Origin of the sequence: Lactobacillus amylovorus DSM 20531 (genome assembly GCF_002706375.1) — a bacterium.
Lineage (GTDB): Bacteria > Bacillota > Bacilli > Lactobacillales > Lactobacillaceae > Lactobacillus > Lactobacillus amylovorus.
This window is the reverse complement of record NZ_CP017706.1, coordinates 1-12,441: the sequence shown is the minus strand read 5'-3', so window position 1 is coordinate 12,441 and position 12,441 is coordinate 1. Positions and strand designations below refer to the sequence as shown.

At 35.8% G+C, this 12,441-nt stretch carries 11 protein-coding genes and 3 pseudogenes; 3 read left to right on the top strand and 11 right to left on the bottom strand.

All coding sequences use genetic code 11. The features are described from left to right. Positions 1 to 31: 31 nt before the first annotated feature. The 9 genes and pseudogenes from LA20531_RS00070 to LA20531_RS00035 form a co-directional block, all read right to left on the bottom strand. Positions 32 to 1,234 carry an IS110 family transposase gene (locus LA20531_RS00070; RefSeq protein WP_099202190.1) on the bottom strand — a complete coding sequence of 401 codons (1,203 nt, stop codon included), beginning with the start codon at positions 1,232 to 1,234 and terminating at the stop codon, positions 32 to 34. A gap of 233 nt (positions 1,235 to 1,467) precedes the next feature. Further along, positions 1,468 to 1,596, bottom strand: a complete 129-nt coding sequence (locus LA20531_RS11800) for a hypothetical protein (protein WP_257790260.1) — start codon at positions 1,594 to 1,596, stop codon at positions 1,468 to 1,470. Positions 1,597 to 1,808: 212 nt separating this feature from the next. Further along, positions 1,809 to 2,987, bottom strand: coding sequence for an IS256 family transposase (locus LA20531_RS00065; protein ID WP_056940641.1), 1,179 nt, complete (start codon positions 2,985 to 2,987; stop codon positions 1,809 to 1,811). A gap of 297 nt (positions 2,988 to 3,284) precedes the next feature. Then, entirely contained in the window at positions 3,285 to 4,718 is a 1,434-nt protein-coding gene (locus LA20531_RS00060) for a fibronectin type III domain-containing protein (protein WP_236702979.1), read from the bottom strand. A gap of 19 nt (positions 4,719 to 4,737) precedes the next feature. Then, positions 4,738 to 5,313: a hypothetical protein gene (locus tag LA20531_RS00055; protein WP_236704194.1), complete on the bottom strand. Its 576-nt coding sequence runs from the start codon at positions 5,311 to 5,313 to the stop codon at positions 4,738 to 4,740. A 102-nt stretch (positions 5,314 to 5,415) separates the two neighbouring features. After that, positions 5,416 to 5,967, bottom strand: a complete 552-nt coding sequence (locus LA20531_RS00050) for an AAA family ATPase (protein WP_260191479.1) — start codon at positions 5,965 to 5,967, stop codon at positions 5,416 to 5,418. Between the two features lie 25 nt (positions 5,968 to 5,992). Beyond that, complete coding sequence (locus LA20531_RS00045; protein WP_236943764.1) at positions 5,993 to 6,865, bottom strand: hypothetical protein; 873 nt, start codon at positions 6,863 to 6,865, stop codon at positions 5,993 to 5,995. 269 nt (positions 6,866 to 7,134) lie between these two features. Continuing rightward, positions 7,135 to 7,602: a hypothetical protein gene (locus LA20531_RS00040; RefSeq protein WP_211138015.1), complete on the bottom strand. Its 468-nt coding sequence runs from the start codon at positions 7,600 to 7,602 to the stop codon at positions 7,135 to 7,137. A 118-nt stretch (positions 7,603 to 7,720) separates the two neighbouring features. Then, positions 7,721 to 8,365 (bottom strand): annotated as a pseudogene (locus tag LA20531_RS00035) (nitroreductase family protein). A 133-nt stretch (positions 8,366 to 8,498) separates the two neighbouring features. On the opposite strand from LA20531_RS00035, the pseudogene LA20531_RS00030 reads away from it, so the two are divergent. Further along, positions 8,499 to 9,431: pseudogene (locus LA20531_RS00030) on the top strand (2-dehydropantoate 2-reductase). A 91-nt stretch (positions 9,432 to 9,522) separates the two neighbouring features. Here the strand turns inward: LA20531_RS00030 and LA20531_RS00025 are convergent. Continuing rightward, on the bottom strand, positions 9,523 to 9,729 hold the full coding sequence (locus LA20531_RS00025) for a hypothetical protein (protein ID WP_099202188.1): 207 nt from the start codon (positions 9,727 to 9,729) through the stop codon (positions 9,523 to 9,525). 4 nt (positions 9,730 to 9,733) lie between these two features. Here LA20531_RS00025 and LA20531_RS11110 point away from each other — a divergent pair, with 4 nt between their 5' ends. After that, positions 9,734 to 10,009, top strand: a complete 276-nt coding sequence (locus LA20531_RS11110) for a hypothetical protein (protein ID WP_157771642.1) — start codon at positions 9,734 to 9,736, stop codon at positions 10,007 to 10,009. Between the two features lie 135 nt (positions 10,010 to 10,144). Here LA20531_RS11110 and LA20531_RS00020 read toward each other — a convergent pair whose 3' ends face one another. After that, the gene (locus LA20531_RS00020) at positions 10,145 to 11,002 is read right to left on the bottom strand and encodes an IS982 family transposase (protein WP_099202186.1); all 858 of its coding nucleotides are present in this window, start codon (positions 11,000 to 11,002) and stop codon (positions 10,145 to 10,147) included. 945 nt (positions 11,003 to 11,947) lie between these two features. Between LA20531_RS00020 and LA20531_RS00010 the strand changes: the two are divergent. Continuing rightward, positions 11,948 to 12,434 (top strand): annotated as a pseudogene (locus LA20531_RS00010) (transposase); the annotation flags it as partial. Positions 12,435 to 12,441 lie beyond the last annotated feature (7 nt).

Below are 12,441 nucleotides of genomic sequence, written 5' to 3'. Positions count from 1 at the left end.
AGTTTTTCACTTATTGCGTGCTAAGCATTTATTAATGAATTGCCTTAGAATAATTATAAAGTTGATGTGTGTGGACCAAATTTATAATAGTGCGATTCAAATGATTGGCACACGCTATTAAAGCTACCTTGTCATGCTTATTGAAAGGTGGCTTTTTTAATTTGTAATAGTAGTCAACTAAATGATTTTGAATTTTACCCTGATTTCTTAACATGCTTCGAATCATATCTGTTTCAACAGCTCTGCCCTGACTACTGCCTCTGCGGTTAATAGTATCACCCTTACCGTATTTACCAGACTGATATCTGTTTAAATCCAAACCTAGGAAAGCATTGAGTTGTTTATAATTATCAAAGCGAGCAATATCACCAGTAAAGCCCAGTAATAAAGCGCTATTTAATTGACCTGCTCCAGGAATACTGGAAATAACTTTGAAATCATCTAATCCAACAGCTGTCTTAATTAATTTGCTCTGAATATAGGCTATTTCTTTATTGTAACTTTCTATTTCGTCGCAGTATTCTGAAATAATTTCAATTTCTAAAGAATCTGCTGGGACAGCAGGATAAGAGTCTTTAGCTGCTAACCAAACTTGAGCACAATAACTTTGAATTACATCTTTATGTATTCGCCTGCTAACAGATTGGTAAACTCTAGTGGTCATTTCTTTAAGAGTTAATCCTACCAAAAAGTCAGGATGACAATACATTCTAAATACTTGAAGAGCTAAAACTGCATAAGCATTTTTAAAAATCTGATTTAGTTCTGGGAAAGTAAGCTCTAAGCTAGAACGAAGGAAATTAAGTATTCTGGTTCTACATTTAATTAACTGCTTATATCTCAAAGATAAAATCCGTAAAGATTCATACAACGAATTAGATTGTTTATTACAGTGATTCTTTATTTCCGCTAATTGAGTTTTACCCAATAAAGCTAATTTAAATGAATCATTCTTGTCAGTTTTATTTCTTCTCAAAGAAGCCATTCTTAATTTTGCTTCTAGGGGATTTAGCTCATAAAATTTGACCTTTTTATTTTTTAAATAAGTAGTAAGCTGAGCCGAATAAACACCTGTAGTTTCAAATATTATTATTGTACCGGGTTTAATATAAGAATTTAATATTTGGAAACCGCTCTTATTATGCTTAAATTTAAAAGCTATTTCTTCCGCTTCTTTTGTTATCAAAGTGGCATGACTTTCACCTTGACTAACATCAATACCAATAATATTCACCTAATCACCCCGTTTTAAATCAATTGAGGCAAATATTTATTTTCAGCTCCATTTCTTGATTATACGATCTCTGAGATCCACACCCTTAATCTAGTTTGATTGAAAATAAACATTTATGGGCCCGTTTGACAGTCGAATTTAATATTCCATTCTGTTGTCGACCTCAACCTCAATCTAAGTATAAGAAAAAAGGTAGATAAAAACATCGTCATGTTTCTATCTACCTTTATACTTTAGGGTGTTTGATAAGCAGCATTGATATGGAATAACCATTTAGCTGCTTCCGCAAGCAAAATCAGCACAGTATTAAGTGACAAAATTATTTTTTGATGTTTAACAAAAAATTGTTGAATTTTTACCATTTATATTCCTCCTTTGTTTTTCATGTTTTAGTTTAGGAGAAATGTTGTTAGCAGAAATTGACGACCATCAAGAAAAAAGCACTTAATATTAAAAACTAAGTGCTTTAAAACTAACAAATTATTCTTTATCTTTAATCTTATCCTTCAGATCGAAACTGTCAAATCTTTTGTGTAAATAGATCTTTCTCATAGATTGATTTTTTATTCTTTATTTAGTCAAAGTAAGATTCTAAGGTGTCCTTAACCTGACCAAAGCCTTTGTGAATTCGGTTGAAGTAGCGGTCATTGTAACTCATTGCTTGGATGCCAATAAAAGTATCAAGCGACTGTTCAGTCGGAAACTCTGCTTTAGGCTTAGCCTTGCGCTTAATGACGTTGTTAAAAGATTCAATCATGTTGGTAGAGTAAATTGAAGCTCTGATCTGCTTAGGATAGCTGTAAAAGACCAGCAGATCAGGTTCAATATCTTTGAGATTTCTGATGACATGGTTGTACGCTCTGTTCCACTTGTCATAGAAGGCGTGCAAGACTTTGATCGCAGCTTCTTTATTTTGCTGTTGATGAATTTGCTTGAATTCATTCATGATCGTTTCGCGATCATCTACGCGTACTTTAGCGCAAATATTGCGCATGACATGAACTAGACAGCGTTGAAAATGAGCTTTCGGATAAGTCTGCTCCAGCACTGTCTTCATGCCCACAACGCCATCTGAAAGAAAGAGCTCAACCTGTTCTAGACCGCGAGACTTCATGTCTTGAAGCATTTCCGTCCAATTCTCGACGTTTTCGCTGGGAGCAATGCGGTAATCGATGATTTCCTTGTGGCCATTAGGCTTGATGCCAATGGCAATATAAACTGCTTCACGATCAAAGGTTATGCGACGCAAAGGAATGTAGGTAGCGTCCAAATAAACGCAGAAGAACTTGTCACTGAGTTTGCGCTGATGATAGGCCTCGACTTTTAGAATCATCTGCTTGGAGATGTTAGATACCTGAGCTGGGCTGTAATGACTGCCATACATCTTTTCAATCAAGTCGGCTATTTCTCTGGTGGTTACGCCTTTGGAATATAGCTTGATAATCATGCTTTCCAAAACATCGGAGTGCTGCTTGTAGTCAGGGAGCGTGTGCTGATGAAACATGCCGTTGCGATCCCTAGGCATCTGAATTTCAATCTCGCCAAATTGCGTATCAACCTTGCGAAAGTAAGCACCATTGCGTGATTTGCCTGTATTCCAGCCAGCTCTGGCATAAGGATCATAGCCTAAAAACGCAGTCAGTTCAGCCTCTAATAGGTCATTAACTGCTTGCTGGAGTTCTTTGCGCAATAAATCGTTTATTTTGTCTTGATTGAATAGAGCTTGTGCCATATTTTTGGTAAAATCATTCATGAAGGAGTTCTTCTTTCTGTATGTGTTTTTTGTTCAAACCAATCATACGAGAAAGGAACTCCTTTTTCTAATGTTTTAAGAAATTAATTTAAGGAATCATTCATCCTTACACAAACTATTTTACGGTCTCGAATCTTCTTTTTCAGTAATTTAAATTACAGTAATCGTACTTACAATAATTATAATTACTGTAATTACGATTACTGAAAAATAAAAAGCATCCCTCTCTGGAATGCTATAAAAAAGTCTCTTGACTAAGTCAAAATAACCCAATTAAAAGACATTTTTAACTATTTTCTACCTATTCGGCGTAACATCAACGCGTGCTGTTTTAACCTCGGACCAGTCACTGATCAAATTACTGTGAAGTGCACGAACGCGAACTTCGTAAACTTGGCCCTTCTTAAAGTCTTGTCCAAAATCATTCGTTGGATCATCTACTATATCGCCGCTTCTAGTTTTGCTAAAGAAGGTTGCCCACTTACTGCTACCTTTCAATCTATACTGAATCTCATAGCTATCAGCTTCTGGGTTAACGTCCCATTCAATGTTGATATATGGTTCATCTGAACCATGGTCATTATAATAGCTAACCTTAAGCGTTGGCGTCTTTGGTTTCTCATGACTGCCCTTTAAAGGAATATAGTAAGTAAACTTTTGATTTGCTGAAACTGGGCTAAAGCTTCTACCTTCTTCATCATTCACCGCACGAACAGCAATATCGTAAGTTTCACCGTTAATCAGTCTATTCTTTGAAATTGTCTGAGTTAAAACATCAGGATAATTGCCGTCAGGGGTGAAATTACTATGTCCAATCATTGATGCGGCATCAAGCAAAGGATCATTTGATCTATACCGTCTTAGAGAAGAACCATAAATTCCATAACCAGTCGCATTATCAGCTTTAGTATAATCAACCTTGATTCCATCTTCAGTTGAGCTAACCTTAGTCAACTTAGGCGTACTTGGAAGAGCATTCGTATCTTCGCTAGTCAACTTAAAGCTGAAACGACCACGAGCAGAACCTTTTTCTAGATAATAAGTCCCTTTCTCTAAATTCCAGGAATATTTTCCATTTTTTAAGGTTCCTTTAGTTTTCCATGGATTTAACGCATAACCATAATCTGTGTCCTGCACAATTTGAATGTCATTATTGTTAAAAATATTAGACCGACTGTTCTCATACACAGGTTGAACAGACATATTCATCGTTACTTTTTGATCTTTATCCAGCGTAAATTTATATCTATTCATCGTATTCAGCTTTTCAGTATGATACATATCAGTCATACCAGTAACCGTCTGTCCTATTTTTATTGGGATAGCTGAGGTAAAACGCGTTTCTAACGGATAAGTTTTATGAGAGAAAGTCTCCAGCTTATTTCTGATCTTGGTAATCCGTGTAGCGCTAGTCTTAATCTTTACATTTTTACCAGATTTAGTAGTCAAATTGTAATGACCAGAACGCAAATAGAAGACTTTGGTATTCTTGTTTTTACCCTTATAAGGGATGCATTCCCAATTTGAAGTATTAAGGATCTTATATTTTGCCTTAGTGGCAACAGTTAATCTGGTTGGTGCTTTGAAATAGAAACGGTATTGATTGCCTTTTCTCACATAGCTGGTTGCATTATCAGAAATTGGTACTGTTGCAGCTTGAACGTTAGTATTCAAACTAAATAGCAATGCACCAGCAGCTACTGCACCAATTAAATAGCCTCTCCTCTTCATAGTTTTAACCTTCTTCTGCTTAATAATCCTCAAGTTCTTCAAGTTGACCATCAGCCGACTGATAAGCCTTCTTGACTTGATCTAACTTGAGTTCAGGGATAAAATTCATTGTCTTAGCTGGATTTAACACATCAAGCAATTGAACTCGCATCATCTTATCAATCTTTAATTTCTTTTCAGGCAACTTCAAGATTGTATTCATATCTTTCATGCTATTGTACTTTTCAACTGTCTTGTTTACTTCGCTAGCTAAATAAAGCCAAGTACGATAATCAACTGTTACAACCTCATTCTCTGGAACTTCAAGTTCCAACAAAATTTCACCGGCATCCGGCATTTCGGTTACATGCTCTGGAAATGGTGTACAAGAGATCGGTATCTTTTTAGCCAAAATTGGCTTTTTTGCTTCTGGCAACGTATCTTTAATAATCTTTTGCAACAGATATTGTTCAAGATAGATATTCTTGAAATATTGATCTTGTGCACGAATCGCATTAAGTAAATATGATTGCTCATCAATGCTGATCTTGCCGTTCTGTCTTAAATCCGTCCAACCTTTTTGACTAATTGTATACTGTAAAGTTAATGTTTTCATTTTATCTTCCTTGTTAACGTATTTCTTATATTTATTATAACAAAAAGCCAGCACACTATAGCATTCCATAGTATGCTGACTCTTTAATTTAAGTTAAATTTTTTACCTATTAAAATTTAGAATTAGATCAATCAAATCCTGTGCTTTCTGCAGATCAGCAGAGCTAATCACTTTTACCTTATTTGGTATTTCGAAGTGAGCATAATAATCAACAAAACGTTGAATAATATCCATATTCACTGAATATTCTCGATCACGATTGCGTTGGTCGAGAATTTTTAACGCATGAGTTAATGATTCCTCACTTAGTGGATCATTGGCATCCAGTAGTGGTTTAAAACAATCGATCACATACACTTGATAATTATCTGGTACTCTTTTCAAGATATCATTAATTGGATTAAATCCATGCCCGCCTAAATTTGTATTATCGACAATAGTTGGTAGGCCATTTTGTAACCGTGTTTGTAGTATTTGATTAAAAATCTGCCAAACAATTTTCTCAGTTTGACCAACAAAGTTTATTTGGGGATGCCCATTATTTGAATTAATTCCATTTAAACGAATTCTTATCTCATCAGCTGAGATAGTATAGTTTTGTAAATCGTTCATCTTAATGAAACTAGATTTACCTGAAGCTTGTGGCCCCAACATTAAGATTAACGGTATCCTTTTCATATTATTGGTCATCTTGGTAATACAAATCCTTAAATTTCTTATGCTTATATTGTTGAGCAAGTTGTGGCGTCTTCCAGGCAACGCTACTTACCCATGGACCGGCTCCTTGAGCAAGTACTAAAACAGATTGACCGTTCTCAGTATGTAGACCATAGAAGTCTCCATCCCCTGCTTCCTGCATCCAACCACGGACATTCATATAATTTATTCCATGAACACGTTGACTTCCCATACCAGCCATTCCCCAATTTTTGGTTGCTTTATGATATGATGCAGACATATCACCATAAGTATATTTATCAAGAAAACCAGCTTTTACTTTATGCAATTCTTGTACGTAATTATCAACGTTGATTTTGTTTTGACTTATTTTAATAATAGACATTTTATCATCATTATAAGTATACCAAGTACCTTGAAATTCAGTTGGCACATTAAACAATCCGTCGTCTCCTGGTAAGTTTGATTTTTTACCAGCAGAATCTGAAGAATCATCGCCTGAATCCGAACGCTCATCGTTCACCTTGGCATTTTGAGCTAAACTATTTACCAAACTATCTGAGTCACGTTTATTCAAATAATCAACCATTTGCTTCATGGTCACAGATCCTAATTTTTTACCATTTGAAAAGAGATAATAAATATTCTCTCCATTCACTTGCTTAAGAGTATATCCAGCATCTGCCGATACCATATAAGCTACGCCGCTACCCTCATTCATATATGAATAATTTGACTGATTCTTTAAATCGACTTCAATACCGTTTTGCTTACCATCAAGCAAAGCCTTGGTCCAACTACCAGAATAACGATCACCAGCATATGCCACTATAACCGCTACTGTTTTTTGTGGACTTAGATCTTGATCAGACAAATGTCCCATCTTTGTGGGCTGTTTCTTGTTCTTAGTTACTTTGATAGTTGCACTGCCTTTAGATGATGCATTTTTTGCTTCGGCTTTTGACTGCAGCCGGCTAAAGCTAAACCTGCTAACACAATTACTGATATTTTCCCAATCTTTTTCATTTCATCCTCAACTTTCCAATTCAACGATATTTTACCACTTATCAAGCATTCAAAAAGGCATAGTCAGATTTACTCTAACTATGTCTTTTTAAAATATTCATTAAAATAAGATTTCTATTACTTAGCAGCCTTAGCTAAAGCCTTGGTCTTGAATGCATAAGCGCTGGCATGTTGATCTGCACCAGTAGCAATCTTCAAAGCCTTCACCTTTTTACCTTTAACAGTTCTGGTTACAGGGATGTAATAAACACCATCACCAGCCAAGTTAACCCAATTATTAACGTTAAAGCCCTTCTTAAAGTTATAAGCTGCATAAATATTCTTCTTCATAACCTTCTTGATAAAAGCATTACGCTTCTTTGAAGAAACATTATATACATTCTTCTTAAAGAATTTTTGTGAAGGTACATACAACTTATCTTTATTAGCAGTGTGAGCAGTAATTTTCAAAGTATGAATGGTCTTTTTATCACTGCTGAACTTGTCAGTTTCACGATAGTACCAAGTTCCCCGAGTTGCCTTAGGTGTTGTATATTTACGAGCAATGCCATATTGACTAGCTGCATAAACATTTTGACTTTGCATCCCTACAAAGAAAATACTAACGAATGCACAATGACATTAGGAACAAATATCTCTTTCTCATAACAAGTCCCTCCTACTATTAGTCCTTTCATCATAAAAAAAGTTTCTATATAAGCAATTATTCAAAATCAACTAAATCTGAAATTTGATATCTAGTCGTAGCAATCTCAGGTTCAGCCTTGGGATCATGCTTACCAACCGCAATTGCCATCACCGGAACATACTGCTTAGGGTCAAGTCCCATTGTGGCTGCAGCTTGAGTGAATCATAACCGGCCATTGCATTAGTATCATAGCCATGCTCACGAGCTATTCAACATAAAACTGCATTGCAGCAAGTGAAGTATCAACCATTGAATCAGCAACTAACATTTCCTTTGGTGCTTTTTCATATAAAGGCATGAAAGTATTTAAAGCAGCATTCATAGCTTCTTTAGTTACCTTTTGGCTTCATACATGCTATGCCATAATTTACTATACTTTTTAAAAGCTAAGGTATTGCCAAAGAATAGAACAATTGCCGAACTTTTATCGATCTGTGGGAAGTTAAACTTCATAAGATATTTATGCAGTTTTTCTCTTCCTTTACCTGTATCAACAACCACAAATCTCCAAGCCTGTAAGTTGCATGCAGATGGTGCCGTGATGGTTTCTTTAAGCATTTTGGTCATTTCTTCACGACTAATTTTTACTGAAGGATCAAATCTACGTACAGAATGTCTTCCAGTTAAAACATCATGAAAATCATTATTAATAATAACCATAATAAGCCTACAAAAATATGATACCGTTTATACGCTTTAATAATAACTTATTTATAGCATTCTTTTCAATTGCTAATTTATCTATTTTATCTTATGCTGAAAACGATTACTAATTATACAGGAGGCTTAAAATATGAGAATTGCAATTGCCGGTGCTGGCGCAATGGGTTCAAAATTCGGCTGGCATTTAAAGAAGGCTGGAAATGACGTTACTTTAATCGATACTTGGGACAGAAACATTGCCGCCATCCGTGAAAATGGCGTGGTCGCTAGAGTTAAGGACGAAGAAATTGCGGAAAAGATGCCAATTTACAGTCCTGAAGAAATCGATGAGCAACATGAAAGCGTTGATCTGTTAATCGTCTTTACCAAGTCAATGCAGTTAGAAAATATGTTAAACAGTCTGAAGCCAATCATTAGCAAAGATACTTATGTGCTCTGCTGCTTAATGGCTTAGGTCACGAAGATGTGCTAGAGAGATTTGTCACTCGCGATCACATCATTATGGGGTGTCACGATGTGGGCATCAATGATGACGGCTCCTGGCCACATTACTTTCGCCAATGACAATGGTAACGTCGAAATCCAATGCCTTGATCCAAAAGGTAAAGACGAGACGCAAAAGATCGTTAAGATTTTGACTGATGCTGGTTTGAATGCTAGTTACAGTGAAAACGTCATGTATTCTATCTGGCGTAAAGCTTGTGTTAACGGCGTGGTTAATGCTCTTTGTGCTTTGCTTGATGCTGACTGCAAGCAATTTGGTCACACTAAGGAAGCTGACGAGTTGACTAGAAATATCGTACAAGAATTTGCGGATGTTGCTCAATACGAGGGCGTCAACTTGGATCGCAAGGAAGTTATTGAACACGTTGAAAGTTTGTTTGATACGCCACACTATCCTTCAATGCATCAGGATTTGGTTCAAAACAATCGTCCAACTGAGATCGACTATATTGACGGTGCCGTTTGGCGCAAGGGCTTGAAGCATAGTGTTGCCACTCCATACTGTGCTTTCATCACGCGTTTGATTCATGCTAAGGAAGATATTTTGAACGTTAAGTAATAAAAATTTTAAGAGCATCAAAAAAGACGAGATTTCTTTTAGTATTTCTCGTCTTTTTGTTTATTAAGCTTTCTTATTCTTTCTGTCCTTATCAAGATAAAGCAAACCAGTTAATGCAACTAATCCGCCGAGCCACGCTCAACAAAATTGAGCTACGTTCACCTGTTTGAGGCAAAGTGGCTTTTGGATTGTTTAGGGAAACTTTTTGAACGACTGGCTGCTTAGGCTGCTTTATGTCTTGAGCCATTGGTTTGACTGGATTATTCTGCTTAGTCTTGGTTACATCTTGGCCTTTCACACCAGTGGTTAAAGTTTCATCTACATTTTCGCCCTTTGGTTCTTTAGGCTCATCTGTAGTTACAACAGCCGGATTTGGTTCAGGAATGTCAGGGATATCAGGAACAGTTATCTTATCTGGTACCTTTGGCTTGTCTGGTGTCTTTGGTTTGTCGTCAGGCTTCTTTTCTGGTTTTGGTATCTCAAACGTTGGCTTGTCGTTAATTAAAGGATCACCCTTTTTATGTTCGTACGGGTCAACTAAGATGAAGATTGGACCGGTACCACCCGTTTCATTCTAAGAACGATTTTCCTTAGTAAGACCATAACCATCATGAGTCGCCGTCAAAATCATTCCTTCTCTATCTTTTGTCATAAAAAAGCCCCTGTTACCATCGCTGTAAAATCGCGTATTTTCTATATTGAAACGCGTGGTGCTAGTTAAATCGTTCTAGACAATAAGCCAAATTATAAGCTAAAATTGCAATTTCCAACCGGCTTTGAAAGCCTATCAGACTACGTGCTCGATTGTTCTCGGCATTGTAATAGGTCAGAAGCGAAAAGTCGCTTTCAATTGTTCTGCGAATAGCCATCAATTGATGATCATTGTGCTTTTTAGCTCCTGTCATATTTTTACGATATGGTGTCCAAAGTTCGTAACCCATTTGTTTTAGCTGTTGATGCAGTTCTTTGCCTAAATAGCCTTCGTCGCCAAGAAGATAGTAATTAGATGGATGGGTATTTTCCATCAGTTCAACTGTCTCCCTGGCATCATGAACTGATGCCTTTGTTACGACATAATCAAGAATGTAACCGTCATCGCTAACAATGGCATGAACTTTGAAACCATAGAAGTAAATTTTCTTGGTGTCCTTATAACCAATGTTGGCATAACCGCGAAAAATTTTAGCACGATAGTTGCGAATTGGTTGGCAAACAGGTACCGGAAAGCTGTCAATGATCAAGAACTGTCCATTCAGGTCAACCTTTTTATTCATTTCTTGCCGTATCTGATAAATCAATTGCAATAGCTGACGTGAACGCCGATTAAAACGTGAGTGTGATAAACAATTGAAACATTCACAGAATCTTCTTTGTGATTCAATTCCTGTCTTAGCTTGCCAGATAAGTAAAGCCAAAATCAGACTGTCCGTAGTTTTAATTTGATCAATATTTCGCCGATGAGTAAACTCAGCCGGTGCATACAAACGATACCAGTGCCGACAAATTATCACTAAATCTTTAAAACTAACTTGTAAATGGTGGCTAAAACGCTTAAGCTTAAGGCAGTTCAATCAGATCAGACTCTTTTATTTTTGATACTACAACTTGAGTCTAGTCCGATTGGACTTTTTTATTAACTAAAACGATTTAACTAGCACCACGCGTATTATGATTAATATCTTTTTTAGTTCGTAAAATTGTAAATCTCACGAACTAAAACCTTTTTCCAAATCGATTGTCAGGTAAATCTATAAAGTATTTATGCCCACCTAGATCATTTTCGACCCTATCATGAATTTCTATTAAAATATAATATGTTATCACGTACATGATGCCAATAATTGCAAATATATAAAATAAGCTATTATACTAAAACACAATAAAAGTAGATATACACTGGATGAAACTGCAGTACCTATTACAACCAAAATATAAAATTTCTTCCAACTATCAAATGCAATATGCAATATTACTTGAAAGTTTTCAATTAAACGACTTACGAAGTAAATTTCACTAATAAAGCAGAGCCCAACACAAAAACTAATAAAATCTTGTCTCTTTAACAATATTAAAATAATTGTATTAAGTACAGCTATCACTATACTTACTATCATAACTAAACGATTAATACCCATTCTTTTATTTGCTATCAGCCTTTGAGAATCAAATGATATTCTTTCGATCAACCAATTATACTCATCAATTATGTAATAAAATTTGCTATAAATCCCAAATTTAATATAATGCTAATAATCCATGCATAATCAGCGAAAAGACCAAATACAACATACCCAACATTCCTATCCAAGGAAGAATGGCAGAAATTCGTCTTGATCGAATAAATTTTTTTAGTTTTATTCACCCAGTTCACCTCCTTATATAAAAATGGACATAATTAAATTAAAATTATGTCGCTGATTGTAAAATCAAATTGAACACTTTAGAAAAATAAAAAGTCCATTTGGACCTGTTTGATAGAATGTTAATAATCACAAAACATCTATTGGAGGTCACAAATGGACTCTTTACATTCTATCATGCCTAAGCACCAAAAGAGAAAGCATTTAATTTGAGCAACGGGTTGTTATTCAAACCCGTATTAAAGACGGTTTCTCTCTTAGGGCTATTGCTCGTGAGCTTGATTGCTCTCCTTCTACTATCAGTTATGAGGTTAAACGTGGTACTGTTTTGCTTTATCATGGTAAGCAAAAACGCTATAAGGCACAACAAGGTGATAAAGCTTACCAAATACATCGTAAGAATTGCGGTCGTAAATCAGATTTCTTAAAGAAATCTGACTTTATCAAATACGTTAATAAGCATTTCTGCGAAGATGGCTGGTCTCTTGATGTATGTGCCAATCGCTGCTTAGCTTTAGGAGAATTTTCTCGTGATCAGGTAGTTTGCACTAGAACCTTGTACAACTATGTAGATCAATGCTTAATGGGTATGAGAAATTCTGATTTGCCAGAAAAGTTAAAGCGCAATACTAAAATACATCGCAATTCGT